Raw genomic sequence first — 23,348 nt, forward strand, 5'->3', positions numbered from 1 at the left:
GCGGTATGGAACGTCCGAGGCAAATGCTTGACCTGGCTGATGATCCTTCCCAGCTTCAGAAACTGAAGACTGCTCATGGAAGGAACACCTCACTCCTCAGCGCGCTTGAAGCAACAGGACAAGCGAATCGAATTCGCGGCTGGAGCAAACGCATCCGCGGTGACGGCAGCGCCGAGATGAATCGTGAATTGATGCTTTCCATCTGCCGGGAGTTCGATCTGGCGACGCTGAAGCAGCACTTCGGCAGGGAATGCTGGAACCATCTTGAAAGCGCGCTCTACACGACGCCTGGACGATTTTTCGTCAAGCACCCTCTGGCTGGGATGGTCATCTACAAGGACGAGTTCGTGCAGGTTCACTACATGCACAGGCCGCCGTGCCAGCTCACGGCAGCTTCAGAGGGCAACATCGAGACAGGGATCACGATCACCGGGACGGACTCGCTGTTGCTCTTCGCGCAGACAGAGCACGTCAACCACCAGACGTTCTCCGTTGTGCACGACGCAGCGGCGGCGCCGGTGCTGGGCCCTCCCTCCAATGGGGACTCCCGATCAGGAGACTTCGTGTTTCTTGAGGGTGGTAGACAGGGCATGCGACTGCTCCAAGGGGATGCGCCGACGTCGATGGTCGTTTGCCTTGCGGCGCTGCCGAGATATGAATCAACCAGGCACTTCTCCCTCAGGACCAGCCGGCTGGCCGGCTGCACAGCAGCCAGCGTCACTGACTCCCGTCTCCAGCTCATCGCTGCGGCACTCGCGCATCTATGCGGCAACGGAGCTGTGAGTTCGCTTCTTGATCTATCTCACCATCCGACGACGTTCGTGCGCTGGAGTGCCCTCAGGGCGCTCTATCAGGTCGATGCGGAATCGGCCTCTACGCGGCTGTCGGAAATGAGAGAAGACGATCCGAATGATGAGATCAGAAACCTCGCGGCCCGTTCATTGGAACAAGGATGAAATTCCATGCCCGTCCAGATAGCAGACCCGTCGATTGATTCGATCACACTGACGGATCTTGTCGATCACCTCCAGCAATCGTCATTCGATCCACGTGACCAACACTCGATGTTGGCGATGGCTCCCATGCTCAAGAGGCTGGGAAACAACCGTACATTTCTCAGCGATGTCATTTGCGCCGAGCTCAAGGATTCGAAGGAAATCCAGGTCGACAATGACTACACACCACAAGTCATCATGCTTCACGCCCCCCAGTCTTCAGGTCAGAGCTACTTCATTCGCGCATGCTTCTGGCCCGGAAAGAATGACGAGATTCTTGGCGCAAGTGGCCCCGGAGCATTCTTCTACGGTGTTCCGCATGACCACAATTTCAACTTTCTGACGATTGGCTACCAGGGACCTGGATACGAAAGCGACTACTTTGAGTACGACTACGCCTCCGTAGCCGGAATCCCTGGCGAGAAAGTGGATCTTCGCTTCACCGAGCGCTCCCAGTTGAAGAAGGGAAACATCCTTCTGTACAGGGCGTTCAGGGACGTACACCAGCAAATCGCGCCCGATGAGTTCTCCGTGAGCATCAACATCATGGAGCACTCCCTGAGAAGCGTAACCATGGATCAGTATGAGTTTGAACCTGGTACAGGGACGATCTCACAGATCATCAATCGGTCCAGTGCATCCGCCCTGTTCATGATTGCCGCCGGAGATACGGATGGAGAGGCGCAGCAGCTGCTGAGAGACATTTTCCGATGCCATCCAATGGAGCGTGTACGGATGGCTGCATTGGAGGCGCTGGTCGCAAATTCTCGCAGCCGTGAGGCGTCGCTGCAGTTGATCGCAATGGTTGAGAGCCGGCACAGCCGTTTCATGCAATCCAGAGCTCGACAGATTGCCGAAAGGATTGAGAAGGGAGCCTCAGATGCTGCACGCTGAACGCCTTTGCAAAACTTACGGATCACGCGTAATCCTGCATGACCTGGAAGTGCAGGTCGATGCCGGAGAGATTGTCGGAATCATAGGGGCCAATGGTGCCGGCAAAACGACGCTGTTCCGTATCCTCTGCAACCTCATCGCGGCCGATTCCGGCGTCGTCTCCGTTGCCGGGAGTGAGAGCGGAGCGCGGGCTCCATGGTCTGACATCGGCTATCTGCCGGAAGCCCGGAGCCTGTTCCCCGAGGTTACCGTAGGCCGGTCACTGGAGTTCTGGTCTGCCATGAGAGGCATGACGAGATCGGATTCGGTCCGCGCACGTGACCTTTGGCTGGGCAAGATCGGGCTTCTTGATCGCGCGTCACACCGGGTTTCCAGCCTGTCAAAGGGCAACCTGCAGAAGCTCCAGATTGCAGCGTGCATGCTTCATTCACCGAAGGTGCTTGTACTGGACGAGCCCTTTTCAGGACTGGATCCGGTCAATCAGGTTGCGGTCGTCGAGCTGATCTCGGCCGCAGCGCGTCAAGGTGCAGCGGTGCTCCTGTCGGCGCATCACATTGAACTTCTGCAGCGGTTCTGCGGAAGGATCCTGGTGCTCAAGAACGCGCAACTCCAGCCTGCCAAGGCTGAGGACCTTCATCTGCCCGCGGGCGCTCATGACCAGGATGACTTGGGCGATTCCCCATCGCAGGCATCAACGTCACGGGAGGAGAGAGCATGCGCATGAGCCACTATGTCAGGGTCAGCGGCTTTGAGTTCAGGCGGCACCTGGATATTCGCGGCGAGCTGGTGGGTCTTCTCCTGCTGGCAGTGATTGCTTTGGTGAAACTGGGAGGCGATGCCATTCTGGCGAGGGAAGCCGCGACCACGATCCAGATTCCAGCCGGAGGAACTCCCGTGGCCGGATTGAGTGAGGGACGCTTCCATTTCACCAATACCCAGGGCGGCGTTGCCGCTAACGGACAGCCAACGCTATCGATGGACTCAGGTGACTATGTACTCCGCGTCACACAGTCACCCGGCTGGATCGCCGAGTTGCAACGCACGCTCGATTCGCTTCAGCGTCAACGCTTGCTTGAGACGCTCGGAGTGTCCGCCGACCAGCTGCAGCATGCTGACTCACCGGCGTCACTGAAGGTAATGAATCTCGCCGGAGTACCGGTTCTCCCGAACTCATCACTCACCGCTCTTTCGATCAGCATGGTCGTACTGACCACACTTGCCATTCTCGGTTGCCTGGGCATGTTGTTTCAGGGCTTGCTTGGTGAGCGCTTTGCTCATGTGACAGAGATGATCCTCAGTGCCTCCCCGCCGGGCTTCTGGCTCGACTGCAAAGTTGCAGCATCCATCTGTCATGGCATGAAGACGATTACGATCTATGGCGTTTACGCGGCTTTCGCCTGGATGCTCATGTCGGGATCGACCAGCGTGTTCGCAGATATTTCCAGCCGGAGCTTGGGCCTCGTAGTTGGCCTGTTTGCATTCTGTTTCTTGGGTCTCATGCTGTGGAACTGGTTCTTTGCCGCGTGCGCTACCGCAATCCGGTCACCCCATTCAGCATTCCGCAACACCCTCGCGGCGTTTCCTTTGACCATGATCATGATCGGTTTCGGGGGTCTACGGGCACCGGAGGGACTATTCATGCAGGCCATGTCGCTCTTTCCGTTCACTTCAATGGCGGCAATGCCGATCCGCCTGCTCTACGTGGAAGTGCCGATGTGGCAGCTTCTGGTGTCAATAGCGCTTCTGGCAGCTAGCGCAGCCATTTTGAGGTCCTGGGCCAGGAGAAACTTCAGGGACGCCATCGTTTCCCCGCTCGACGGGACGGCTTCAGCGCTTCATTGAGTCGATCATGTGACAAATGGGGACCATCGCGTACGACGATCTAGCTATGGTCCCTCCCCCCTCACGCTGTCACCCTGTGCGGTCCCCATGCCCTGCCCGCCCTCCGGCACCCGGCGTTGACGTGGGATGCAGTACCTAGGAGGCTGGCTGGCAGCGCCCCACGCGCGCCCCTGGCACCGATCTTTCCCGCATGGAAGCACCGCATCGAGGATCCTCACCCAGATGAGCACCACGTCCCAACCTGCTGTCCCCAGCACCGACGGCGCCGCGCTGCGCCGCTCGATCTCCAATACCCTCAAAGGCTCCGCCGGCAACCTGGTGGAGTGGTATGACGTCTACGTGTACTCGGTGTTCGCCGTGTACTTCGAGTCGCAGTTCTTCTCGCCCGAAGACAAGAACTCCACCATGTACGTGTGGGCGATCTTCGCCGCCACGTTCCTGATGCGCCCGATCGGCGCCTGGTTCTTCGGCCGCTTCGCCGATCGCCACGGCCGTCGCCTGGCGCTCACCGTGTCGGTCACCCTCATGGCCGTCTGCTCCTTCCTCATCGCGATCACGCCCACGGCGGCCAGCATCGGCATCTGGGCGGCGATCATCCTGCTGTTCGCACGCCTGCTGCAGGGCTTCGCCACCGGCGGCGAGTACGGCGCCAGCGCCACCTACATGTCCGAGGCCGCCATTCCCGGCCGCCGTGGCTTCCTGTCCTCGTTCCACTACGTCACCCTGGTCGGTGGCCACGTGCTGGCGCAGCTCACCCTGTTCCTGATGCTGAATGTCTGGGGCAAGCCGGAGATCTCCGAGTTCGGCTGGCGGATCGCCTTCGGCATCGGTGGCATCGCCGCGGTGGTCGTGTTCTGGCTGCGCCGGGGCATGGACGAGACGATGGAAGAATCGTCGATCGAGGCCGCGCGCGAAGGCAAGGCGAAGAAGTCCGGTTCGATGTACGAACTGATCGTGCACCAGTGGCGTCCGCTGCTGCTGTGCTTCCTGATCACCGCCGGCGGCACCATTGCCTTCTACACCTACTCGGTGAACGGCCCGAAGATGATCCAGAGCGCCTTCGCGGGCAACGACCCGATGACCGGCACCGTGATCAACCTGGCCGTGCTCACCGTCCTGATGGTGCTGCAGCCGGTCGGCGGCTGGCTGTCTGACATCATCGGCCGCAAGAGCCTGCTGGTGTTCTTCGGCGTGGGCGGCGTGCTGTACAGCTGGTACCTGATCACCCAGCTGCCGCACCAGCACGATGCCACCTTCGCCTTCCTCACCCTGGCGCTGGGCTTTGTCATCCTCACCGGTTACACGTCCATCAACGCCGTGGTGAAGGCCGAACTGTTCCCCACCCACATCCGTGCACTGGGCGTGGGCCTGGGCTATGCGCTGGCCAATTCGCTGTTCGGTGGTACCGCCCCGCTGCTGTACCAGGGCGCGCTGAAGACCGGCCACGTCGACTGGTTCGCCATCTACGTCACCGCCACGATCGCGGTATCGTTGGTGGTCTATGTCTTCTTCCTCACCAACAAGGGCCCGAACTGGCTCGACGGCACCCGCAAGTAAGGGCGTCGTACTGATCGCAGCCACCGGTGCAATGCCGGTGGCTGCAGCGTCTCCGGCGTCGCCGCTGATGTGGATCGCGGCGGCGCTTGCCGCAGCCACGGCACTGGCCTGGCTGCTGCGCCGCCCCAGCGCGCAGGCCACATGGCCGCGCATCGGCTTCGGGGTGGCCTTGCTGGTGTTCTCTGCCGCATTGGTGCTGCAGCTGGCGGTGGACCTGGGCAACGGCCACAGCTCCCTGGCGATGAGTACCCACCCGCGCGGCGGGCAACTGCACCCGATGGGCATGCGCACGATGGTGGCGTGCTATCTGGCCGTACTCGCCGCCAGTGGCTGGGGCGCGTGGGCGCTGCTGCGCCGGCGCCGATGAGCGCGACTGGGTAGAGTCGACTGTTAGTCGACTGCTCTCCCTAACGAGGCATGAAACCCGCGCTTCGCGCATAGTCGACTAACAGTCGACTCTACCTCCGTCGTCGCACCGGATTGCCGGCCAGCGGCCGGCACTACCCTCAACGGCGGGCGGCGTCGCTCTTCTCACGGGCGCCGTGGAACTCCGACTCCTTCTCCCACTGCGGCCAGCGGCGGCTGTTGGCCAGCTCGGCGCCCAGGTCGTAGACCAGCAGGGTGTCGGCGGCATGGCCGGCCGGGTCCCAGCTCGGGGTCCAGGCGTCGCAGGCCTGATGGTAGCAGTCGGCGAAGTACTTCTCGCGCAGCGCGCGGCCGGCCTCGACGCCGCCGTCCAGCTTGTCCAGGCCCGGGCCGATGGTGATGGCCGGCACGCCCAGGCGGGCGAAGGCGAAGTGATCAGCGCGGTAGAAGAAGCCCGCTTCCAGGTTCGGGTCGGGGCTGTAGCTGCGGCCGCGGGCCTTGGCCACGCGCTCCAGGTCGCCTTCCAGCGACACCCGGCCCTTGCCCCACGAGGCGATGTCACGGGTCGCGCCATCCGGGCTGAACATTTCGATGTTCAGCACGGCAGCGGTCTTTTCCAGCGGTGCCAGCGGGTGTGCGGCGTAGTAGCTGGCACCCAGCAAGCCCTTCTCTTCGGCCGTCAGGGCGACGAAGTACAGGCTGCGCTGCGGCGGCGGGCCGGCGGCGAACACGCGGCCCAGTTCCAGCACGGTGGCCACGCCGGTGGCGTTGTCGATGGCGCCATGGCGGATGCGGTCACCCTTGGCATCGGGCTGGCCGATACCGAAGGCATCCCAGTGCGCCGAGAAGATCACGGCCTCATCGCCATGCTCGCCACCGGGCAGCTTGGCCACCACGTTGCGGGTCACCACCGGCTCGCGCTTGATCGCGAAATCCACGCTCAGCTTCGCGTTGTCCAGCACCACCGGACGGAAGTCGGCCTGCATGGCCTTGCGCTTCTCGGCGTCGAAATCCAGGCCGGCGTCGGCGAAGATCGCCTCGGCCAGTTCGCGCTGCATCCAGCCACGCAGCGGCGTGTGCTGGGCCATCGCTTCGGCCTGGCCGCGTTCGATGTCGAACAGCGGTGAGGTGCCCGAGCTCTTCACCGTAGCCCAGCCGTAGGCGGCCGGCGCGGTCTCGTGCACGATCAGCACGCCCTCGGCACCGCGGCGTGCGGCTTCCTCGAACTTGTAGGTCCAGCGGCCGTAGTAGGTCACCGCCTTGCCGTCGAACGCACCCGGCGCATCGGCTTCGAAGTCGGCGTCGTTGATCAGCACCACGGCAATCTTGCCGTGCAGATCCACGTCCTTGTAATCGTTCCAGTGCCGTTCCGGTGCGTCGATGCCGTAGCCGACGAACACCAGCGGTGCGTTGTTGATCTGCACGCGCTTGCGCGGCTGCAGGCTCTGCAGGGTCACGTCCACGCCATTGGCCAGCGTCCGCTTGCCCTTCTTCAGCTGCAGGCTGGCCTTGGCCGGGCCGTCCAGCTGCGCGCGCACCAGCGGCACCTTCTGTACCCAGCTGCCATCGGGGCCGCCGGGCTGCAGGCCGTAGCTGCGGAACTGCTCGATCAGATACTGCACGGTGCGCTCTTCGCCTTCGCTGGCCGGTGCGCGGCCTTCGAATTCGTCCGAAGCGAGCACCTGCACGTGACGCGACAGTGCCTGCGGATCGATGCCGCCACCGGGCAGGTCGTTGGCCGCATGGGCCAGGCCCCCGACGAACAGGCAGGACGACAGCAGCAACACACGCATCGGATTCACGGCAATACCACGGCAGGAAGGGGAGTCACCAGAGTGTAACGTGGTCGTGACACCGCCGCGCAGGCCCCCGGTCAGCGTGATGCGCGGTCCAGCCAGCAGGCCAGGCCCTGCGCGTTCAGCTCGATGTCCATCGCCAGCACCTCGGCCACCGCGGCCTGGTCCAGCGCGCAGCCATGCTGCTGTGCACGTTCCAGGTACAGCGCCTGCAGCGCGGCCAGCAGGCAACGGTGGCGGTCCGGGCGCCCATCGCACTGGCGGCCGATCGTCGCCATTGCATCGATCTGCTCGAACAGGTCGTCGGCCAGCTTCTGCACCTGCTGCACGCGGCCATAGTGGGTCAGGTACATCGCCTGCGGCCCGTAGCCCAGCATGCGCTGGATCGACGCCTTCATCGCCTCCGGATCGAACTGCACCGGTGAGGACGTGGGGAAGATGAAGGCACCCTGCGCACTGTCCAGCTCGCGGTAGGAGATGCCGAAGGTATCGCCGGTGAACCAGCTGCGGCTGCGCGCATCCCACACGCAGTAGTGGTGCAGCGCATGCCCCGGCGTGTGCAGCAACAGCAGTTCACGGCCGGCCAGGTCGATGCGGTGACCATCTTCAGCCACCACCACGCGGGCCTCGGGAATCGCTTCGATGCGGCCATAGCTGCGTGCGATTTCCTCGGCGCCGTAGACCGCCGTGGCACCGGCAATCAGCCGGGTCGGGTCGATCATGTGCGGCGCGCCGCGCGGGTGCAGCACGGCCTTTGCGTTGGGCAGCTGCTGCATCAGCAGGCCGGCGCCACCGGCATGGTCCAGGTGCACGTGGGTCAGCAGCAGCCAGTCCACCGCCTCCACGCCCAGCCCGGCATCGGCCAGCGCCTGCAGCATGGCCGGTACGGACAGGCCGGTGCCGCAGTCGACGAACGCCGCACGGCCGTTCTCGACGATGAGGTAGGCCGCGTCGAAGTCGGGACGCTGGAAGCCGGTATCGATGGTGTGGATGCTGGGATCGGCGGTCATCGGCACGCACCTGGCAGGATCAGGAACAGACCCCCATGGTAGGCGCGGGCGTGGGGCCGGTTCGATGCGGCTTTGGTCGGGTAGTGGCCGGCGCAGGGGGCCCCCCGCCCCGAGCCCCCGGACAAGGAAAATACCGCCCCCGCCCGGGCGGGACGATAGGGACAACGTAGGCCCCGCCCCCCGGGCCCGCCAGGACAATGCAGATGCCGGCCAGCGGCCGGCACTACCTTTGCAGCCAGCGTGGCCGCAGCAGCAGGGCCAGCACCAGCACCGCCAGGAACGCCCCATAGGCGTACAGCACCGCCAGCACCTGCGGCCAGATCGGGCCGGCGCCGGGCTGCACCCGGCCGATGTGGTACCCCCACAGCATCGAGGCGATGCTCAGGGCGAAGGCCAGCGCCAGGGTGGTGGTATCGAACAGGCGCCGCCGCGCGGTGCGCGGCTGGCGCGGAAACAGCCAGTACAGGCTGCCCAGCAGCAGGAACCAGGGCAGGAACAGCAGCAGCGACAACCAGGCCATCGCAGACTCCATGTCATCGCGCCGGGGGCGCGTGGGCATCATGCCATGGGTGCGATGCCGTGGTGGTGGGGGGGGGGGGGGGGGGGGGGGGGGGGGGGGGGGGGGGGGGGGGGGGGGGGGGGAGCGGGGGGGGCGGGGCGGCGCGGCGGGGGGGGGGCGGGGGGGGGGGGGGCCGGCGGGGGGCGCGGTCTGCCCGGGGGGGGCCCCCCCCGCGCCCCGGCACTACCTGTCATTCGGCGCGCAGCACCGCCAACGCGGCCAGCACGGCATCCACTTCTGCTTCCAGCTTGAACAGCTCGCTCTGCAGCTGGTCGCCCTGTTCGGCCTGCTTGATCACGGCGATCAGCTGGCCGGCATCGCGCGGCGAATCGAAGCCTTCGCTCTGGATCAGCAGCGTGCCGTCGCCAGCAGTCAGCTTGAAGTAGAAGCGGCCGTCCTTTTCGCGGTACTGCTTGAACAGCGGCGGTGCCACGCGGGCGACGCCGGCATCCTCGCTGGCGATGTCGCCGGCGCTGGACAGGTCACGCAGGCCCACGGCATGGCGCAGTTCTTCCAGCAGCGGGGCCGCCAGCTGCTCGCGCAGCTGCTGGCCACGGCGCTTGAGCAGCGCTTCGATCTTCTCCGGCTCGGCCATCAGCGCGTTGTAGCGCTCGCGCAGCGGCGACAGCTCGCCGTCGATGCGCTCGAACAGCTGCTGCTTGGCATCGCCCCAGCTGATGCCGGCGGCGAAGGCCTTGGCGAATTCGGCGGTCTGTTCCGGGGTGGCAAAGGCCTGGTACATCTGGAACAGCGCCGAGCCTTCGGTGTCCTTCGGCTCGCCCGGTGCACGCGAATCGGTGAGGATCGAGAACACCAGCTTCTTCAGCTCGTCGCGCGGCACGAACAGCGGAATGGTGTTGTGGTAGCTCTTGCTCATCTTGCGGCCGTCCAGGCCGGCCAGGGTGGCCACCTGCTCGTCGATCACCACGTCCGGCAGCGGGAAATACTCCTTGCCGTACACGTGGTTGAAACGCTGGGCGAAATCGCGCGCCATCTCGATGTGCTGGATCTGGTCGCGGCCCACCGGCACCTGGTTGGCCTTGAAGATGAGAATGTCGGCGGCCATCAGCACCGGGTACATGAACAGGCCGGCGCTGACGCCCGCATCCTCGTCCACGCCCTCTTCGCGGTTCTTGTCCACCGCCGCCTTGTAGGCGTGGGCACGGTTGAGGATGCCCTTGCTGGCGATGGCGGTGAGGAACCACATCAGCTCGGTGGTCTCGCGGATGTCGCTCTGGCGGTAGAACCACACGTGTTCCGGGTCCAGGCCGCAGGCCAGCCAGCTGGCCGCAATCTCCAGGGTCGCGCGCTGGGTGCGCTGCGGGTCCTGCGATTTGATCAGGCTGTGCAGGTCGGCCAGGAAGAAGAAACTCTCGATGTCCGGCGCGCGGCTGGCCGCGATGGCCGGACGGATGGCGCCAACGTAGTTGCCCAGGTGGGGCGTGCCGGAGGGGGTGATGCCGGTAAGGACTCGGGTCGTCATGACTGCGTGGGGTAACCTTCGATGAACGGGGCCAGTTTACCGTGCCCGCGACCAACCCCGTCAGGGCCTGCGGCGCGTTTGTTCACCCAACCCCGCTGGAGACGCCCGATGAAACGCCTGCTGCCCCTGCTGCTGATCCTGCCCCTGGCCGGCTTCCGCCCGGCCCCGCTGCCGCCGCCGGTCTCCCCGGACGGCCCGGTCCGCATGAGCCTGGTCGACCGCGACCGCGGCACCGAACTGCGCAGCTACCCGGCCGACGGCCAGCGCTGGGTGGCCGGCGAGCGCGGCCATCGCTATGCGGTGCGCCTGTACAACGACAGCCCGCGGCGCGTGCTGGTGGTGCTGTCGGTGGACGGCATCAACGCCATTTCCGGCGAAGACGCCAATCCCTCGCAGACCGGCTACGTGCTCAACCCCGGCCAGAGCGCGGACATCACCGGCTGGCGCAAGAGCCAGGACGAGGTGGCCCAGTTCGTGTTCAGCAGCCCGGGCGGCAGCTATGCCAGCCGCACCGGGCGCCCGGACAACGTGGGCGTGATCGGCATCGCGGTGTTCAACGAACGCGCCGTGTGGCGACCGGAGCCGCGTCCGATCCTGCGCCGGCCAGCCTCGCCGGCGCCGATGGCTGAAGCCTCGGCCGCGTCCGCCGATGCCCGCGCCGGCCGTGCCGAAGGCTATGCCGCAAGATCGCAGGCCCCGGCACTGGGGACCGGCCACGGTAACCGCGAAACCTCGCAGGTGCGTGACACCACCTTCGAGCGCGCCAGCCGCGATCCGGCCTACGTAACCGAGCTTCGCTACGACAGCGCCCGCAACCTGCGCGCACGCGGCATCATGCTGGATGCGCGCTCGCGCCTGCCGCGCGAACCGCAGGCCTTCCCCAACCGCTACGTGCCCGACCCGCCAGCACGCTGAGACAGACAGCACGACGCCCGCACCATCACGGTACGGGCGCCGGGCTGTGGGGGCGCGCTGTGGGGGAAGCGCAACGGACTTACTTGAAGTCCGGGTAGTCCTTGCGGACGCTGTCGGAGAACTCGCTCACTTCCTTCTCAGCGCGGTCCTTGGCCCAGCCATAGCGTTCCTGCAGACGGCCTGCCAGGTACTCGGCGTTGCCCTCGGCCACATCGAAATCGTCGTTGGTCAGATCGCCCCACTTGGCCTGTGCCTTGCCCTTGAGCTGCGACCACTTGCCGGAAATGATGTCTTTGTTCATTGCTGGAACCCTTGGTTGCAACGGCGTTCTTACCGTGGTTCCAGCTTCGCGCACCGGCTGTTGATCGACGGTCAATCTGCAATGAAAGGCACGCTCACGTGCTTGAATGATTCACCACCGGCGTTCCTGCTGACGCCCACGAAAAAGGCCGGGAGAAACTCCCGGCCTTTTCCATTCGGCACCACCCCGGGCTCAGTTGCCCTTGGCGGCATCCTCGACCTTCTCACCAGCCTTCTGCACATCCTTGCCGGCGCCGGCAACGGTGTTGCAGCCAGCCAGCATGGCCACCGAGAACATCGACAACAGCATCAGGGCAACTACACGCTTCATGGTCTTCTCCTGGGGTTCGCCACTACATGGTTTTTCATCGCGCTGGGCCGTCCCGCAACGGGAAGGCCTCGCGTGAAGTGCAATCTGGCGTCTGCCGCGTGCAGCGAGTGTGAACAGGGGTCGGAACCATTCAGCCCGGGGGGTCGCCGGCCTCAATCACGCATCAGCGTGGACTTGCCGAACAGGCTCTCCACCAGGTCCACGGCCAGCTCGGCGGTCGCGTTCTGCTTGTCCAGCAACGGGTTCAGTTCAACGATGTCCAACGAGCCCATGCGGCCGCTGTCGGCGATCATCTCCATCACCAGCTGCGCCTCGCGGTAGTTCACCCCGCCCGGCACTGTGGTGCCCACGCCCGGGGCGATGCTCGGGTCGAGGAAGTCCACATCGAAGCTGACGTGCAGGTGGGTGTTCTCATCGATGCCGGCCAGCGCCGCTTCGACGGTGCGCTTCATGCCGTTCTCGTCGATGTAGCGCATGTCGTAGACATCGACCTTGTGGGTCTTGATCAGGCGTTTCTCGTCCGGGTCCACCGAACGGATGCCGATCTGGTGCATCTGCGCCGGGGTGATGGCCGGGCTGTTGCCGCCCAGCTGGGTCAGCGCGTCCGGGCCGAGGCCGCACAGGCAGGCCACCGGCATGCCGTGGATGTTGCCCGACGGGGTGACATCGCTGGTGTTGAAATCCGAATGCGCATCCAGCCACAGCACGCGCAGGGTCTTGCCCTGTTCGCGGCACCAGCGGGCGACGGCGGTGATGGAACCGATGCCCAGGCAATGGTCGCCGCCCAGCATGATCGGCATGCGCCCGGCCTGCAGTTCAGCGTAGCTGGCGTCCATCAGTGCGCGGTTCCAGGCCACCACCTCGTCCAGGTGTCGGTAGCCCTGCACCGGCGAGGTCCATGGGTTGCGCGGGCCATCCAGGTTGCCCAGGTCGCGCACGTCCACGCCGCGCGCCTCCAGCGCCTCCGGCAGGCCGGCCACGCGCAGGGCTTCCGGGCCAAGCCGCGCACCACGATGGCCCGCACCCACGTCGGTGGGCACGCCGATCAGGGTGACGGAAATGGGGTGGGCCATGGGTGCCTCCTGCAGACGAAAAAGAAGCACAGTCTAGCCAGAGCGATGTGACACCACTCGCGGCGGTGCAGCAGGAATATTCAACGGCCAGAGCGCGGCAAGCACTCCCCAGGCTCTACGGAATCCTGCCCTCCTCCCTGCCGCCTTCCCCCGGGACGTGCGATCAGCCCCACAACAAGACCGGATGACGCAGTTCCCTTGACCGCGACAATGGGAGTACCGAGTATCCGCGGGAAGGCAACGTGGGAAACGGCTGTTCGAACCCAAGGAGAGTGGTTTGCAGAATCTGTACAGCAGGGACGCGTCAGGGCTCCCCATGGATTGGGAGGCACATTGAACATCGCCCGCACGTTCGCGCTGTTGGCGCTGGGTGTTCTTTCAGCCTCTTGCACGGAGGCCGATGACGCCCCGGTTGAGTGCACTGCAGGTGGCAATGCAACCTTGAGCCCGGTGGATGCCGATGGCTTTGACGCTATCGTTTTTGGCGAGATTCACGGGAACGTCCAGACGCCGCAATTGTTTTTCGACGCTGTCTGTAAATTCGCATCGAAATCAAGTCCACCCCTTGTAGGCGTGGAGATGCCCGCCTCTTCCATCAAAGCCGTCAGAGACTCAGCCGGACGCGGGAGGCAGGAGGTGTTCAAGGACGTCTTCTGGGCCAGATCGAGGGACGGTCGATCAAGTGTCGCGAACCTGGAACTGATCGAACGCCTCGCCCGACTGGAGTCAGAGGGATTCATTCGACTTGTTGGGTTCGACAAGCGAGTAACGGGTAGAGAGGATTTTGGCGCAAGCTCGTTGTCAGCATTGGCGTCCGAGGAGCAAGCGACCGGTGGGAAGGGCAAATGGATTCTGCTCACCGGCCGGGGTCACTCAAGATTTGGCAATGACCCGTTGAGCCTGTCGTACGCCCTCGTCCAAAGCGGACGCAGCACCAGCGTTGTGGATCTGACCTTGGCCACTGGAACTACCTGGGCCTGCGTGTTGGGCGAATGCAAGGTTCAGCAAACCGGAAGCGGTGAGTGCGAGAGCTCCTCCATGCCGAGGGATCCCGCACCAGGCACTCGTCTACAGGTCACCCATCTCTGCATTGATTCAGCAACTGCATCTGCGCCGGCGGCAGACACAGCGACCGCCAGCGGCGAGTAGTCGATCGTGTCGCCTCCGCGCAGGCCCCGGCGCACCGGGGTCACGCCCGGCCTCCCTCCGTTGTTGGGCAGCACGGTGTCGATCGGCCATCTTCAGGCCGGGGCGTTACGTGCCGACGCTATCATCCCCTCTCCCCAAGGATGACCGGACAGCGCATGGCCACCGACGTCTTCGCCGCCGCCCAGAGGCAGCTGCTCGACCTGCAGCAGCGCATCCATGGCTTCAGCCTGGACGAGGCCGATGAGTACGAACTGGATATCACCGATCCGGCCGGTCCGCCGTGGTCGGCACTGCAGACGCGGCTGACTGTGGCGCCGCTGTACGGTGGCCTGCATATCGAATTCTTCGGCAATCCCTGGGACGAGGCGTTCGAATGGACGCTGGCCTGCCTGACCGATCCAGCGGTGGCGTCGAGTGTGATGTCGCTGAGCTTCACCGGCGGCGACGAAGGCGCCAATGGCACCCGCGAATGGCAGTTCACGCCGCTGCTGGACAGCGACGTGCAGTTCCCGCGGCTGCGCTCGCTGGTGATCGCGCCCACCGCGCCGGAACACCACAACACCTCGTTGATCCAGCGCGCGGGCTCGATCATGGAGGAAGGTGGCGAGATCGCCCGCTTCGCCCGCCGCGCACCGTACCTGACCGAGCTGGTGGTGCCCAATGCGCCTGATGCCAGCTTCTTCGACGTCCCGCTGCCGCACCTGAACCTTCTGCGGATTGGCGGCGGCTTTGATACCCAGCACTTCATCGAACACTTGGCCGCAGCGCGCAACCTGCCGGCGCTGGGCCTGCTGGATTTCAGTGAATCCACCGAACTTCAGTTCACCTGGGCCGATGCGCGGGAGGCTGAGGCGGTGACGCCTTTCGCTGCGTATGAGCGACTGTTTGCCAGCGATGCGTTCGCGCCGCTGCATACCTTCCGCCTGCGCAACAGCGCGCTTTCCCTGCAGGAGTTGCAGGCGCTGCAGGCGATGCGGCCGGGCCTGCAGTTCATGGTCATCCAGGCGGGGATGGGCGGTTACGTCAGCCATTTCGAGAAGAACGTGTTCCCGTGGCGGCATCTGGTACCGGGCGATACCGGGCAGCGTTGAGCGAGTTGCTTGGCGCTGCGTTGAGTGTGTGCAAGACCCAGTACAGACGTTAAGCCAGCTTTGCAGCACCTGTTTTGCGTGGCTTTCCGCAGTGCAATGAAGGTACGTGCGTCAGCGCATCTGGAGTCGCGTTGCGCTGGATGTCGCTTTTGCCAGCACCGCAGGGAAAACAGGCCAATCGCGATAATTCATTCTTCCTTTCGGGAACGACGAGTTCATCGGAACAATTGATTGGTGCGTCACGGCTTGGCGTGCCCAAGATGAATTGCTGCCTGCATTGGGTAGCCGGGTCTTCCAAACCCGTGTTGTGATGAAGCAAGTTTGCGCTTGCCAACCGACGTCGCCCTTACGTGGGTGGCGTCGGTTGGCAATCCGTCTGCGGCTATATGGCGGGCGGTGCGTGGGGGCCTTGTGCCCGCCGGTTCATCACACCCGGTTTTGGAAGCCACGCATCGCCTGCCACCCTTCCCGGTGGCACCTCCGTTCCTGTCGAGGATGCCCGCATGTCCAAATCCCGCCACCCATACCTGGCCGCCACGCTTGGCGACGCCATCACCCGCCTACCGTCCGAACTGGTCCAACCGCTGGAAGCCGCCTTCGCTGCCGCGAACGAAGCGCCCTCCTCCATCACCCTGCGCAGCTGCCTGCAGCAGATTGCGGCCGGCGATACGGCCGACGGACAGCCATGGCATGGCCCGGTCCGCACACCCGGCGAGGCCGTCGCCAACGCGCGTCGTGATCGCGCCGCCACCGGCCTGGTGTCGCTGCTGGAGCTTTACCACGCCACTGAACGCGTGCGCGTGGATGGCGAGGAGAAAGACGATATCGGCGACGGCTCGCGCGAAGGGCTCATGCTGGCCTGCCGGGGCTTGGCCGAGTACGTGGCGTTGCAGTCGCGGGCGGGGTGAGCCACACGCTCTGCTTTATCCCGATGACGGACTGTGCAGCGCCTACTGACAGGCATCAGGAGCGAACGCTTCGTGCCGCTCATCTGGCTGAGCGCCCGCTTGTTACCCAGGTTGCGCCAACCTAAGATCACGCCAGATCAAGGAAAGAAGGTCATCGATGGATACGCTGTACAGCCGCAGCAAGCGCTCCCGCCAGCAGCTCGCCCAGCGTGCGCGAAGGCCCCTGCTGGCGGCGATGTTCATGAGCGTGGCGTGCTTCCCTGCATACGCCGGCACCTGTCATGTGCAGATTGCGAGCCAGGAAGGACACAGCGCAATTGCGCAGCATGTGATGACAGGCGTTGAACGCACCATCCAGGCCAACCCGCGACTGTCACTTGCGAACAGCGAGGAAGGTCACGATGTTGAGTTCGTCCTTGTCAGCGCGCCCTCGGAGGGGCAGCCTCGCGCCACTGCGGCGGCTTCTTTCCGGTTGTTCTTCGTGTTGACGGACAGGAACGGAAAATTCCTGTCCGCTGACACCTTCAGGTGCCCGGACGGACCAGGTTCGTGTGCTGTCTCGGTCACGCGGCGGGTCGACGACGTGTGCAGCATCCTGCCCCAGCGTTCACTTTCGCCGACGCCGCGACGCCGCGCGACGTGATTCCAGCATCACAACCGCTCCTGAGCTCGTATGAGAGCTCGCATTTCCAGATCCTGAAAGGAAAAGGCCCGCGCTAGGCGGGGCCCTCCGTCAAACACTCAGCAGACACAATCGGCTCAGATTTCATCCTCTGGCAAATCGTCGAAATTGCCCAACTCGATAGCGAGCTGAATCTGCTTCACTAGACCCTCCATGCTCTTTCGAGAGTAGGGACCGTTTGCGATCAAGCGGATCGTGGTCGTCTTTGAGACGCGATAGTTGGCGATCTCCTCCCCAGCATGTGTAGCCGATGTCGCGGGGCGCCCCGCGGTCGTCATCGGCGGCATGAAGGTGCTGACATACGGAGCATCCTGCGGCTGGTCGAAGTTGCCGCTAATACTTGTATCCGACTCGGCATGGCTGTCCGTGCTTTCGTCCGTATCTGCTAACTCCACTACGTCAGAACTGTTCAGCTTTGCGTAGTCGAGATTGGCTAGGTACACCTTGATTACGTCTTTTACCGCACCATCGCTGTATGCCTTATCCACCCGCAGGTAGTGGCGTAGCGTGTCGTGGGACGGTAGGTCGGAGCCGTATTTGTTCCAGAGTTCGGCCATGATCTTCGGCGTCATAGCGGCCTGCTTTATCGCCGAATCACGCTCTGGGGATACGATGCGCTCGTCCATGATGATCTTAAGTCCGAATGGTGTCAGGAACACCTTCCGTTCATCACCGCTTCCCTTATCTCCCATCAAGCCATACGCCTTGAGTGCGGCAACCGTAACTAGCCCACCGCTGCTCTTCGGCGAGTAGCCCCAATGGCTCATCGCCGTCGTCACCAGCGTCTCGTGCTTGCCCTCCTTTTTATAGAAGGCTTTAGCACGCTGGATGGCTTCTTCCAGCGCGAATCCGGGGTATGACGGGCTTCGTTGCTTCTTAGTGGCCATGGGTGGTCCTCCGTGTATGCCACGAACTATATGCCTGTAAGATACGGCCCGCAACTCAAATAAGATAAAATTGGAGACATGGTGAAGATAGGGCTTGACACCAACCCCATCCACCCCCATACTACGCTGGCACTAAGACGGAGGTCCCCGATGAGGAGAGTTGACGTCGGCCGTAGACAGAACCGGGAGGTAGGCACCCGGGCGATCCATGCGGACGATGAAAAAGAAACGGCCCGAAGCTTGTCAAAGGCTTCAGGCCGTCTGGATTGCAAAGTTGTCTTAACCACAGCCCATGTGGCGAAACCGGTATACGCAGCAGCCTGTCAAGCTGCCTCTCTTCTCGGGGATTGCGGGTTCAAGTCCCGCCGTGGGCACCATAGATATTAGCAAATCAACGACATCGGCGCCACCTGACCAGTTCAGGTGGCGCTTTTTTTCGTCTAATCTCCAGCTGCCCAACGATCACGACTCAGGCGGCTTTTCCTAGTACCTCGGAGTGTGCCTCGACTCGACCCAGGGATACTGGGGGGACCTAGAGCACGTTCTTGTGCACACAGGCCGGCCAGTCCGGATCCTAAGCCCACCGATCGCCTGTTAGTAGGTAAGCGCCTCTAAGCGATAAAAAAAGAAGGGGATGCCTTTGAGAGATCCCCTCCGAAGCACTGCCGGGCCACCCGTTGCCCTCTGCGCACCTAACCAACCCGGTCGGGTTTGCTCGCGTCAGTCCGGGAGGAACGCCAGGTGCGCCAGGGCATCCGCCCTGCGCTTGATTTCGCGGTCGACGTACAGGTCCAGCGCGTGGCAGTACGGCTTTCCGGCCAGTGCCGCGGCCTCGCCAAAATCCTCGGAGCCGACGGCAACGCCGTTGCGGGCTGCGGCGGCCTCAAGCTCGGGGAACGGGTTGCACCTGTGGCCTGCGCGCCAATGCGCTGACCGGATGCCTGCAACGTGTCGCGGAATGTTGGGCGCGAACACCATCGTTTCCCGGAAGTGTTTCTCTCGAAGTTGCCGCCGTCACTGCGGCTTGCGAATCATGGACTTGGCATCGCGCCGCCCACCGATGGGATGTCGGGTGGTTGACTTCAGGTTTTTAGTTTAATTACACTAAAACATGCCATCCCGGCAGCATCTCACACAGGACATTAGGGATATGGGAAAGAAGAAGTCCACTGAGAGCCTTATTGCGGAAGCAGTTGCCAAGCTCGCACAGGCTCAAGAGCAGATCCGCTCTGACGTGAATCGTCACGAGAAGATACTTGCAGTTCAGTCACTGCAGATCGATACGCTAGAACGGAATGTGATGGAACTGCGGAATGCGGCCATCGCTGCTGAGTTGCGTCTTGGCACTCCCAACAAGGATGTGGCGGCAAAGTATGGTCTATCTGCTGGGCGAATCTCTCAAATCAAGAGAGACCAGTAGTCGACTGGAGCGGGAACTGGAGGCCGTAGGGCTTTCAGTTCCCGCGGTTGACGCTACCACGCTCGCGCCGTCCCTCGTACTTCTGCGACATGCGCTCGCAAACCTCAACGTCTAGGCGCGGCACTAGGCCGATGCAGGCTACGAAGTATTCTGGGAGAACTGATGGCCCGCCCCGAGTTTGGTGCCGCTTATCCGAATCGAACGGATGACCTACTGTTTACAAGACAGTTGCTCTACCAACTGAGCTAAAGCGGCATGGGTGCTTCACCGGCGGCAGCGCCGCGGTGGGGCGATTCTAGCGCAGTCGCGTGCATTCCAGCGACCGCTGCTGCGCGGCACCGCTGCGCTGCTGCGCCTGCGCCGGTTCGCTGCCGGCGGCCAGCTGCCCTTCCAGCCACCACTGGCCAGCGTCACCACTGGCCACCAGGCGCGGCTGGAAACCGGCCGCCTGCACGGCGGCGATGCGGCGCTCGGCGCCTTCGCGGTTGCGGTACTGGCCCAGGGCGATGGCGTTGCTCTCTTCACCCTGGCTGATGATGTAGTAGTCGCTGAGGCCGGCAGCGACGATGCGCTTGACCATGGCCTGGGCGTCTTCGCGGCTGGCAGCGGCCGGCAGCAGCACGCGGTAGCGGGTGCTGCCGCTGGCGGCGGGCTGTTCGCGCAGGCGCGCCGGGGCCAGCAGCTTGCCGGCACGACCCTGTGCGGCGACGGCCGCGGCACGGTCGGCAAACGGCCCGAGGGCGACGCAGCGCGGCGGCGCGGCAGGCCTCTCCACGGCGGGCTTCTCGACCACGGGCTCGGCCGGTTTTGCGGCCGCGGCCACGGCAGGCGCGGCCTCCGCAGACGGGGCGGCATCGGCAGGCGTTGCGGTTGCCGGTGCCTCGGTGGCGGCCACGGCAGCGCTGGGGGCGGCCTCGCGCTCCTGCAGTGCCTCGGTCGGCGCGGCGGTGGCGGCGGTCTGCGCCACGGCAGCGGCATCGGTGCCGCCCGGCAGCCAGCGCAGCTCGGCCACGCCGGTGGCGGGCTGGGGCGGCGTGGCCGGCGCGGGTTCACTGCGCAGCAGCCACCAGCTGGCGACGCCTACGTTGAGGATGGCCAGGACGACGATCAGGGCACGGGTCAGCATGCTGCCGATACTACCCTGCGGGCTGGTGCACCGCCCAGCGGGCGAGGCCGTCCAGCACCAGCGACGGGTGGTAATCGGCGCCGTCCAGCAACGGCATCAACGCCGGTGCGCCGCCGCCGTGCACCAGCAGCGCGGGGGCCACGCCCAGCAGCGCCTGCGCCTGGCGCGCACTGCGTTCGACCAGAGCCACGGCGGCACCGTCGCAGCCGGAGGCCAGCGCGTCGGCGGTGTCGTTGGCGAATTCGCTGTAGTCGCCGCCACTGGCCGGCAGCTGCACCGCACGCGCATGCAGCGCTTCGCGCATGGTGGTGGGCGAGGCGGAAATACGGCCACCGTGGTGCTGGCCGTCAGCGTCGAGCAGATCGATGGTCAGCGCGGTACCCACGCCTACCACCAGCACCGGGCGCCGCGCGGTTGCGGCGGCCAGCAGTGCGAGGAAACGATCGACGCCGAATTTCTCCGGCTTGGCATAGGCAATGCGCACGCCCGCGCATTCGGCACTGGTGCGCACCACGCGCACATCGCCGAAGCGGGCCTGCAGCTGCTGCAGCATGGCGGTGGTCAGCGACGGCGCGGCCACGCTGGCCACGAAGGCAGTGCCGCCCGTGGGCAGGCTGTGCGGCGGCTGCGCGGCCATGCCTTCGGCGCCATGCGCCCAGGCCTGCACATCACCGGCACGGTCACCCTGCAACGGCGCGAACTTGAAGCGCGAATTGCCGAGGTCGAACAACCAATCGCTCATGCCTTCCTCACGCTCACTTCGCCGGCATGCAGCAGGCGCTCGCGGCCATCGATGCGTACGCGCAGGGCGCCGTCATCGGCCAGGCCCAGCGCGGTGCCGTGCTGCCATTGGCCTTCCAGTTCCACGCGCACCTCGCGGCCGGCCAGCATGTCGAAGGCGGCATAGCGCGGCAGGAACGGGGCCAGGCCCTCGCGGTCGAACACGTCCAGCGCCGGCAGCAGGCGCGCCAGCACGGCGGCCACCACCACGTTGCGGTCGACATGGCTGCCGGCCAGGGTGTCCAGGTCCACCCAGGGCTGGGTGATCTGCTCGGCGAAGGCCGGCGGCATGTGCACGTTGATGCCGATGCCGATGACCGCGCGCGCCGGGCCGGCGTACTCGCCGCCGCCCTCGGCCAGCAGGCCGACCAGCTTGCGGCCGTCCACCAGCACGTCGTTGGGCCACTTCAGCTGCGCCTGGGTGTAGCCGAGGTCGTGCAGCGCCTCGGCCACGGCGACGCCGGCCACCAGGCTGAGGCCGGCCAGGCGGCCCAGGCCACCGGAGAACAGGCGCAGTACCGACAGGTAGACGTGGGCGGCCAGCGGCGAGGCCCAGCTGCGGCCACGACGGCCACGGCCGCCGGTCTGGCGCTCGGCCAGCAGGACGCAAACGCCGCGCTGCGGCGCGCTGCACCGCAACAATTCGGCATTGGTGGAATCCACCGTCCAGGCCACCTGCAGGTCATGCAGCAGGGCCACGGCGTCGTCGGGCAGGTGCGCGCGGATGGCCGCCGGGTCCAGCAGCTCCAGCGGCCGGCTCAGGCCGTAGCCCTCGCCTGCACGGCCTTCGATGTCCACACCGGCAGCTCTAAGTCCTTGAATACGCTTCCAAATGGCCGCCCGGGTCTGGCCCAGCTCACGGGCCAGGGCGTCGCCGGACAGGCGACCGGCAGCGAGTTTGGCCAGCAATTGGCGATCGTCCACGGCAGCTTCCACAAGGTCAGAACGGAATTATGCGGGAAAGCCGCCAGCGGCGCCCGCGGGGTGCCGGGGGCGGGGCTTCCAATCCAGGGCCGGGTTCGGGCTAGAATCGGGAACTCACCCTCCCTTAACCTGGATGTCGTCAATGCGCCACTATGCCCATTGCCTGATCCTGCTGGCGATGCCCTTCGCGGCCTCGGCAACAGCATCGCTGGACGACAGCCGTGGGGCCTGTGTGTACTCCACCCCGGATGCCGCTTCGCAGCGTGCTTCGACCGCCACCGCTTCGGCCACCGTGGCCAAGCCGGCGCCGGTGCGCCCAGCGGCGAGCAGCGCGACCAGTAGCGGTGGCGGCGGCAGCGATGACGATGTGCTGCAGCGCATCCGCGCGCCGAAGTGGCACAGCTACCTGCCGGGTATGTTCCGCTGATCAAGTCGTTGCTGCAGTGGCTGCGGCCTGCGCCGCGGCCGATCGAAGATGCCGTGTGGAATGAAGCCTGCGGCCGCGCCGCCTGGCTGCGGGGCCTGGACGATGCGCGCCGCGCGCGCCTGCGCGTGCTGGCCACCCGCTTCCTGCATGAGAAGACCATCACCCCGATTGGCGACCTGCAGCTGCAGGTGGCCGACGGCGTGCTGCTGGCCGCGCTGTGCTGCCTGCCGCTGCTGGAATTCGGCGAGGTCGGGCTGGAAGGCTGGTCGCAGCTGATCGTCTACCCCGATGCCTTCCGCGTGCATCGCAGCCACATGGATGCGGCCGGCGTGCTGCACGAGTGGGATGACGAACTGATCGGCGAGTCGTGGGACAGTGGGCCGTTGATCCTGTCCTGGGCCGACGTGCAGGCCGACCTGGCCGAACCGCACGAGGGCTACTGCGTGGCCGTGCACGAGATGGTGCACAAGCTGGATGCATTGGATGGCGCGATGGATGGCACGCCGCCGTTGCCGCGTGCGTGGCAGCGAGAATGGGCGGCCGCCTTCCAGCAGTCCTACGATGCGTTCTGCGCGCAGGTGGATGCTGGCGTTGAAACGCTGATCGACCCGTATGCGGCCGAGGCACCGGAAGAGTTCTTCGCGGTGGCCAGCGAGTACCACTTCTCCGCGCCGGATGTGCTGGCGCAGGCGCTGCCGGAGGTGGCCGCGCACCTGCGGCGGTTCTATGGTGAGCCGCCGGCGTTCGACGCACGGTAGTGCCGGCCCCGGGCCGGGCCGCCGGCCACACCCCCCGGGAGAAAGGATCGGCGCCCCCGCCGCCGCCCCCCCAGC

26 protein-coding genes and 2 tRNA genes are annotated in these 23,348 nt (G+C 65.0%); 15 read left to right on the forward strand and 13 right to left on the reverse strand.

Annotated features, from left to right (window positions below; genetic code table 11):
- The first annotated feature begins 23 nt into the window (after positions 1-23).
- The 6 genes from ACVOK1_RS03830 (at position 24) to ACVOK1_RS03855 (ending at position 5,655) form a co-directional block, all read left to right on the forward strand.
- Positions 24-956 carry a HEAT repeat domain-containing protein gene (locus ACVOK1_RS03830; protein WP_481561170.1) on the forward strand — a complete coding sequence of 311 codons (933 nt, stop codon included), beginning with the start codon at positions 24-26 and terminating at the stop codon, positions 954-956.
- A 6-nt stretch (positions 957-962) separates the two neighbouring features.
- Positions 963-1,889 (forward strand): transposase, encoded by a 927-nt coding sequence (locus ACVOK1_RS03835; RefSeq protein WP_481561171.1) that lies wholly within the window; start codon positions 963-965, stop codon positions 1,887-1,889.
- Positions 1,876-2,613, forward strand: coding sequence for an ABC transporter ATP-binding protein (locus tag ACVOK1_RS03840; protein ID WP_481561172.1), 738 nt, complete (start codon positions 1,876-1,878; stop codon positions 2,611-2,613). Before ACVOK1_RS03835 ends, ACVOK1_RS03840 begins: the two co-directional genes overlap by 14 nt.
- On the forward strand, positions 2,610-3,731 hold the full coding sequence (locus ACVOK1_RS03845) for an ABC transporter permease (RefSeq protein WP_481561173.1): 1,122 nt from the start codon (positions 2,610-2,612) through the stop codon (positions 3,729-3,731). Before ACVOK1_RS03840 ends, ACVOK1_RS03845 begins: the two co-directional genes overlap by 4 nt.
- A 222-nt stretch (positions 3,732-3,953) precedes the next feature.
- The gene (locus ACVOK1_RS03850) at positions 3,954-5,288 is read left to right on the forward strand and encodes an MFS transporter (protein ID WP_481561174.1); all 1,335 of its coding nucleotides are present in this window, start codon (positions 3,954-3,956) and stop codon (positions 5,286-5,288) included.
- Positions 5,289-5,319: 31 nt separating this feature from the next.
- A complete protein-coding gene (locus tag ACVOK1_RS03855) occupies positions 5,320-5,655 on the forward strand; it encodes a hypothetical protein (RefSeq protein ID WP_481561175.1) in 336 nt (111 codons plus the stop codon).
- Positions 5,656-5,794: 139 nt separating this feature from the next.
- Here ACVOK1_RS03855 and ACVOK1_RS03860 read toward each other — a convergent pair whose 3' ends face one another.
- The 4 genes from ACVOK1_RS03860 to ACVOK1_RS03875 all read right to left on the reverse strand — a co-directional run bounded on the left by ACVOK1_RS03860 (position 5,795) and on the right by ACVOK1_RS03875 (position 10,502).
- Positions 5,795-7,447: a M28 family metallopeptidase gene (locus tag ACVOK1_RS03860; protein WP_481561193.1), complete on the reverse strand. Its 1,653-nt coding sequence runs from the start codon at positions 7,445-7,447 to the stop codon at positions 5,795-5,797.
- 80 nt (positions 7,448-7,527) lie between these two features.
- Entirely contained in the window at positions 7,528-8,460 is a 933-nt protein-coding gene (locus tag ACVOK1_RS03865) for an MBL fold metallo-hydrolase (protein WP_108767436.1), read from the reverse strand.
- A 223-nt stretch (positions 8,461-8,683) separates the two neighbouring features.
- Entirely contained in the window at positions 8,684-8,980 is a 297-nt protein-coding gene (locus ACVOK1_RS03870; protein ID WP_481561176.1) for a hypothetical protein, read from the reverse strand.
- A gap of 229 nt (positions 8,981-9,209) precedes the next feature.
- Complete coding sequence (locus ACVOK1_RS03875; RefSeq protein ID WP_481561177.1) at positions 9,210-10,502, reverse strand: tryptophan--tRNA ligase; 1,293 nt, start codon at positions 10,500-10,502, stop codon at positions 9,210-9,212.
- 108 nt (positions 10,503-10,610) lie between these two features.
- Between ACVOK1_RS03875 and ACVOK1_RS03880 the strand changes: the two genes are divergently transcribed.
- Positions 10,611-11,417, forward strand: coding sequence for a hypothetical protein (locus ACVOK1_RS03880; RefSeq protein WP_481561178.1), 807 nt, complete (start codon positions 10,611-10,613; stop codon positions 11,415-11,417).
- A gap of 79 nt (positions 11,418-11,496) precedes the next feature.
- Here ACVOK1_RS03880 and ACVOK1_RS03885 read toward each other — a convergent pair whose 3' ends face one another.
- The 3 genes from ACVOK1_RS03885 to rocF form a co-directional block, all read right to left on the reverse strand.
- Entirely contained in the window at positions 11,497-11,718 is a 222-nt protein-coding gene (locus tag ACVOK1_RS03885; protein ID WP_481561179.1) for a CsbD family protein, read from the reverse strand.
- Between the two features lie 192 nt (positions 11,719-11,910).
- Positions 11,911-12,048: an entericidin A/B family lipoprotein gene (locus ACVOK1_RS03890; protein ID WP_053520147.1), complete on the reverse strand. Its 138-nt coding sequence runs from the start codon at positions 12,046-12,048 to the stop codon at positions 11,911-11,913.
- Positions 12,049-12,200: 152 nt separating this feature from the next.
- Complete coding sequence (rocF, locus tag ACVOK1_RS03895; RefSeq protein WP_481561180.1) at positions 12,201-13,121, reverse strand: arginase; 921 nt, start codon at positions 13,119-13,121, stop codon at positions 12,201-12,203.
- A 333-nt stretch (positions 13,122-13,454) separates the two neighbouring features.
- Between rocF and ACVOK1_RS03900 the strand changes: the two genes are divergently transcribed.
- From ACVOK1_RS03900 to ACVOK1_RS03915, 4 genes are all read left to right on the forward strand, one after another.
- The gene (locus ACVOK1_RS03900) at positions 13,455-14,270 is read left to right on the forward strand and encodes a hypothetical protein (RefSeq protein WP_481561181.1); all 816 of its coding nucleotides are present in this window, start codon (positions 13,455-13,457) and stop codon (positions 14,268-14,270) included.
- Positions 14,271-14,425: 155 nt separating this feature from the next.
- The gene (locus tag ACVOK1_RS03905) at positions 14,426-15,361 is read left to right on the forward strand and encodes a hypothetical protein (protein WP_481561182.1); all 936 of its coding nucleotides are present in this window, start codon (positions 14,426-14,428) and stop codon (positions 15,359-15,361) included.
- Between the two features lie 503 nt (positions 15,362-15,864).
- A complete protein-coding gene (locus ACVOK1_RS03910; RefSeq protein WP_481561183.1) occupies positions 15,865-16,269 on the forward strand; it encodes a hypothetical protein in 405 nt (134 codons plus the stop codon).
- A 157-nt stretch (positions 16,270-16,426) separates the two neighbouring features.
- Positions 16,427-16,912 carry a hypothetical protein gene (locus tag ACVOK1_RS03915; RefSeq protein WP_481561184.1) on the forward strand — a complete coding sequence of 162 codons (486 nt, stop codon included), beginning with the start codon at positions 16,427-16,429 and terminating at the stop codon, positions 16,910-16,912.
- Between the two features lie 116 nt (positions 16,913-17,028).
- Here the strand turns inward: ACVOK1_RS03915 and ACVOK1_RS03920 are convergent, their stop codons facing one another.
- Positions 17,029-17,838, reverse strand: coding sequence for a hypothetical protein (locus tag ACVOK1_RS03920; protein WP_481561185.1), 810 nt, complete (start codon positions 17,836-17,838; stop codon positions 17,029-17,031).
- A 288-nt stretch (positions 17,839-18,126) separates the two neighbouring features.
- Between ACVOK1_RS03920 and ACVOK1_RS03925 the strand changes: the two genes are divergently transcribed.
- Positions 18,127-18,215 (forward strand) — tRNA-Asp (locus tag ACVOK1_RS03925).
- 343 nt (positions 18,216-18,558) lie between these two features.
- On the opposite strand, the gene ACVOK1_RS03930 is transcribed toward ACVOK1_RS03925, so the two are convergent.
- Positions 18,559-18,816 carry a hypothetical protein gene (locus tag ACVOK1_RS03930; protein ID WP_481561186.1) on the reverse strand — a complete coding sequence of 86 codons (258 nt, stop codon included), beginning with the start codon at positions 18,814-18,816 and terminating at the stop codon, positions 18,559-18,561.
- Between the two features lie 172 nt (positions 18,817-18,988).
- Between ACVOK1_RS03930 and ACVOK1_RS03935 the strand changes: the two genes are divergently transcribed.
- On the forward strand, positions 18,989-19,258 hold the full coding sequence (locus ACVOK1_RS03935; protein WP_104562876.1) for a hypothetical protein: 270 nt from the start codon (positions 18,989-18,991) through the stop codon (positions 19,256-19,258).
- A 179-nt stretch (positions 19,259-19,437) separates the two neighbouring features.
- On the opposite strand, the gene ACVOK1_RS03940 is transcribed toward ACVOK1_RS03935, so the two are convergent.
- From ACVOK1_RS03940 to birA, 4 genes are all read right to left on the reverse strand, one after another.
- A tRNA-Thr gene (locus ACVOK1_RS03940) sits at positions 19,438-19,513 on the reverse strand.
- Positions 19,514-19,553: 40 nt separating this feature from the next.
- On the reverse strand, positions 19,554-20,384 hold the full coding sequence (locus ACVOK1_RS03945) for an SPOR domain-containing protein (protein ID WP_481561187.1): 831 nt from the start codon (positions 20,382-20,384) through the stop codon (positions 19,554-19,556).
- A gap of 10 nt (positions 20,385-20,394) precedes the next feature.
- A complete protein-coding gene (locus ACVOK1_RS03950; protein ID WP_108767424.1) occupies positions 20,395-21,126 on the reverse strand; it encodes a type III pantothenate kinase in 732 nt (243 codons plus the stop codon).
- The gene (gene birA / locus ACVOK1_RS03955; RefSeq protein WP_481561188.1) at positions 21,123-22,088 is read right to left on the reverse strand and encodes a bifunctional biotin--[acetyl-CoA-carboxylase] ligase/biotin operon repressor BirA; all 966 of its coding nucleotides are present in this window, start codon (positions 22,086-22,088) and stop codon (positions 21,123-21,125) included. The genes ACVOK1_RS03950 and birA overlap by 4 nt, the downstream gene beginning before the upstream one ends.
- Before the next feature lie 142 nt (positions 22,089-22,230).
- Here birA and ACVOK1_RS03960 point away from each other — a divergent pair, with 142 nt between their 5' ends.
- Together ACVOK1_RS03960 and ACVOK1_RS03965 are read left to right on the forward strand one after the other, a co-directional pair.
- Entirely contained in the window at positions 22,231-22,515 is a 285-nt protein-coding gene (locus tag ACVOK1_RS03960; RefSeq protein ID WP_481561189.1) for a hypothetical protein, read from the forward strand.
- Positions 22,482-23,273: a M90 family metallopeptidase gene (locus ACVOK1_RS03965; RefSeq protein WP_481561190.1), complete on the forward strand. Its 792-nt coding sequence runs from the start codon at positions 22,482-22,484 to the stop codon at positions 23,271-23,273. The genes ACVOK1_RS03960 and ACVOK1_RS03965 overlap by 34 nt, the downstream gene beginning before the upstream one ends.
- Positions 23,274-23,348 lie beyond the last annotated feature (75 nt).

This window comes from Stenotrophomonas sp. STEN087 (genome assembly GCF_056759115.1).

Coding starts and splice junctions, on each gene's coding strand:
- ACVOK1_RS03920 (WP_481561185.1), bottom strand. CDS start 17,838: ATGGCCACTAAGAAGCAACGAAGCCCGTCATACCCCGGATTCGCGCTG.
- ACVOK1_RS03840 (WP_481561172.1), top strand. CDS start 1,876: ATGCTGCACGCTGAACGCCTTTGCAAAACTTACGGATCACGCGTAATC.
- ACVOK1_RS03830 (WP_481561170.1), top strand. CDS start 24: ATGCTTGACCTGGCTGATGATCCTTCCCAGCTTCAGAAACTGAAGACT.
- ACVOK1_RS03945 (WP_481561187.1), bottom strand. CDS start 20,384: ATGCTGACCCGTGCCCTGATCGTCGTCCTGGCCATCCTCAACGTAGGC.
- ACVOK1_RS03910 (WP_481561183.1), top strand. CDS start 15,865: ATGTCCAAATCCCGCCACCCATACCTGGCCGCCACGCTTGGCGACGCC.
- ACVOK1_RS03850 (WP_481561174.1), top strand. CDS start 3,954: ATGAGCACCACGTCCCAACCTGCTGTCCCCAGCACCGACGGCGCCGCG.
- ACVOK1_RS03860 (WP_481561193.1), bottom strand. CDS start 7,447: ATGCGTGTGTTGCTGCTGTCGTCCTGCCTGTTCGTCGGGGGCCTGGCC.
- ACVOK1_RS03890 (WP_053520147.1), bottom strand. CDS start 12,048: ATGAAGCGTGTAGTTGCCCTGATGCTGTTGTCGATGTTCTCGGTGGCC.
- ACVOK1_RS03885 (WP_481561179.1), bottom strand. CDS start 11,718: ATGAACAAAGACATCATTTCCGGCAAGTGGTCGCAGCTCAAGGGCAAG.
- ACVOK1_RS03855 (WP_481561175.1), top strand. CDS start 5,320: ATGCCGGTGGCTGCAGCGTCTCCGGCGTCGCCGCTGATGTGGATCGCG.
- ACVOK1_RS03905 (WP_481561182.1), top strand. CDS start 14,426: ATGGCCACCGACGTCTTCGCCGCCGCCCAGAGGCAGCTGCTCGACCTG.
- ACVOK1_RS03935 (WP_104562876.1), top strand. CDS start 18,989: ATGGGAAAGAAGAAGTCCACTGAGAGCCTTATTGCGGAAGCAGTTGCC.
- ACVOK1_RS03875 (WP_481561177.1), bottom strand. CDS start 10,502: ATGACGACCCGAGTCCTTACCGGCATCACCCCCTCCGGCACGCCCCAC.
- ACVOK1_RS03835 (WP_481561171.1), top strand. CDS start 963: ATGCCCGTCCAGATAGCAGACCCGTCGATTGATTCGATCACACTGACG.
- ACVOK1_RS03845 (WP_481561173.1), top strand. CDS start 2,610: ATGAGCCACTATGTCAGGGTCAGCGGCTTTGAGTTCAGGCGGCACCTG.
- ACVOK1_RS03880 (WP_481561178.1), top strand. CDS start 10,611: ATGAAACGCCTGCTGCCCCTGCTGCTGATCCTGCCCCTGGCCGGCTTC.
- ACVOK1_RS03960 (WP_481561189.1), top strand. CDS start 22,231: ATGCGCCACTATGCCCATTGCCTGATCCTGCTGGCGATGCCCTTCGCG.
- rocF (WP_481561180.1), bottom strand. CDS start 13,121: ATGGCCCACCCCATTTCCGTCACCCTGATCGGCGTGCCCACCGACGTG.
- ACVOK1_RS03930 (WP_481561186.1), bottom strand. CDS start 18,816: ATGGTGTTCGCGCCCAACATTCCGCGACACGTTGCAGGCATCCGGTCA.
- ACVOK1_RS03915 (WP_481561184.1), top strand. CDS start 16,427: ATGGATACGCTGTACAGCCGCAGCAAGCGCTCCCGCCAGCAGCTCGCC.
- ACVOK1_RS03865 (WP_108767436.1), bottom strand. CDS start 8,460: ATGACCGCCGATCCCAGCATCCACACCATCGATACCGGCTTCCAGCGT.
- ACVOK1_RS03950 (WP_108767424.1), bottom strand. CDS start 21,126: ATGAGCGATTGGTTGTTCGACCTCGGCAATTCGCGCTTCAAGTTCGCG.
- ACVOK1_RS03870 (WP_481561176.1), bottom strand. CDS start 8,980: ATGGCCTGGTTGTCGCTGCTGCTGTTCCTGCCCTGGTTCCTGCTGCTG.